Annotated in this window: 3 protein-coding genes; all 3 read right to left on the reverse strand. The window is 44.9% G+C overall.

The annotated features are described in order from the left end of the window. Positions 1-79: 79 nt before the first annotated feature. From F6K53_RS41565 to F6K53_RS41575, 3 genes are read right to left on the reverse strand one after another with little or no spacing between them, the layout of a single operon-like run. Complete coding sequence (locus F6K53_RS41565; protein ID WP_293086240.1) at positions 80-484, reverse strand: hypothetical protein; 405 nt, start codon at positions 482-484, stop codon at positions 80-82. Further along, the gene (locus F6K53_RS41570) at positions 420-959 is read right to left on the reverse strand and encodes a sigma-70 family RNA polymerase sigma factor (protein WP_293086243.1); all 540 of its coding nucleotides are present in this window, start codon (positions 957-959) and stop codon (positions 420-422) included. Before F6K53_RS41570 ends, F6K53_RS41565 begins: the two co-directional genes overlap by 65 nt. Continuing rightward, positions 949-1134, reverse strand: a complete 186-nt coding sequence (locus F6K53_RS41575; protein WP_293086246.1) for a hypothetical protein — start codon at positions 1132-1134, stop codon at positions 949-951. The genes F6K53_RS41570 and F6K53_RS41575 overlap by 11 nt, the downstream gene beginning before the upstream one ends. Positions 1135-1538: the final 404 nt, after the last annotated feature.

Below are 1538 nucleotides of genomic sequence, written 5' to 3' on the forward strand. Positions count from 1 at the left end.
TTGGTTAATTGGTGCCAGGGAGTTCCATTTGCAGCTACCCGATGTTCTCGTTTTGCTGCTCTTGCGCCGACCGGTTGACCTATGTGTAAACAAATATTAATTTGGCCAGCGGTATCAAAGTTGGGGGATTTAGGGGGCTTTCCCAAAAGCAGAGGATCGCGCATTCATACTTCAATTCAGCAACGCCGGAATAATTACCCTTATTAAAAATCTTCCCATCTCCCCATCTCCCCATTTCCCTTAAAGACTCCGACTGCTCAGTTGTCTCCAAGTGTCCTTGTTCCATCTCCATGTCAGCGGGAGTGACATGGCTTTCTCTGTCTTTTTCTTCTTTACTTTGCTGCTCGGATACTCTCCTAATCTCCTTCAAAAGCGATGCAGCGAGGTAGCGCGGTCTTGGGGGTTCCCCCCATGAGCGACTACCGGTGCGGTCTTGGGGGTTCCCCCCAAGACCGCGCTGCATCAAGAAGGGCAATCTCCCCATAAGCCTTCTCGTCTAATCCGCCCAGATACGTCTGCAACGACTGCTGCAGTTTCTCCCTGGCTCGTTGGATACGTTTACGAACGGTATTGTTGGAAATATCTAGTCGTTGAGCAATCTCTTGGTAAGACAACTCCTGCTCAAAGTGCAAGAGACATACCTCGCGCTGATTCTCGGGCAAATCCTCTAGAGCACTACGGATTACTTCTAATAGTTCGCTATTTTCTACAATCTTTCCTGGGGTATCAAATTCAGTAACCAAGCCATTCCCCTCTGCCACTGCGATCGCTTCGAGATTTTCTACTCCTATTGCCCCAGAGTTATTTTCTCGATGGCAGTCTATACAGAAGTTATGGCCAAATTTAGTCAGCCATCCTTTGAGATTGGTAATCTTTGCGGCAAATTTGGGCAATTTTTCCCAAGCCTTGAGCATAATCTCAGAAAGAGCATCTTGGGCTTGAGACCGATTACCCCCCATCCAGCTGCAGAGCGCGATGGTAAAGATAGTCTTGATACTGTTCCCAGAGGGGCCAAAAGGCCGTGCGGTCTCCAGTAGACAGTTTTTCCAGGAGGGGCTCCACCCAAGCAGCGGTAGATTCGTTTTCGGCATTTTCGCGCCATTGGCCATGAAAAGCTTGGTTTGTTGCCAGCATAAGTCCTATTGAACCACCGAAAACCAGTTTGACCTATTCGCCCAAGTTAAACAAGTGAGGTTAGTCAACTTAAGCCCTCAAGTCCAGTCATCCCTTGAGTTAGGATTTTTGTAAATTTTATTGAAGCCTTGTCTTTATCTTTTTTTAACTTTATCTAAGTAAAAAGCTTATCATACCACATCCGCTGGTAATAAGGAAAATGTATTGGATCCAAGGCATAAGGCATAAGGTATAAGGCATAAGGTATAAGGTATAAGGCATAAGCCAGAATAGTTTCAGTTTTTTTAGTTAATCAAATATCGTTTAAATGGGCGAAAACTTATTAAACAAATTACACCTAAAAAAAAGTAATACTCTGAAATCTCCGCTATAGCAATTTGTGTAGAAGTTTTTTGGTCTGTTGC

The organism is Moorena sp. SIO4A1 (genome assembly GCF_010672065.1).
GTDB lineage: Bacteria > Cyanobacteriota > Cyanobacteriia > Cyanobacteriales > Coleofasciculaceae > Moorena.

What these genes read in the sequence shown, in the direction of transcription:
- F6K53_RS41565 (WP_293086240.1), bottom strand. Translation starts at nt 484, where the DNA reads ATGGGGAGATTGCCCTTCTTGATGCAGCGCGGTCTTGGGGGGAACCCC.
- F6K53_RS41570 (WP_293086243.1), bottom strand. Translation starts at nt 959, where the DNA reads ATGGGGGGTAATCGGTCTCAAGCCCAAGATGCTCTTTCTGAGATTATG.
- F6K53_RS41575 (WP_293086246.1), bottom strand. Translation starts at nt 1,134, where the DNA reads ATGCTGGCAACAAACCAAGCTTTTCATGGCCAATGGCGCGAAAATGCC.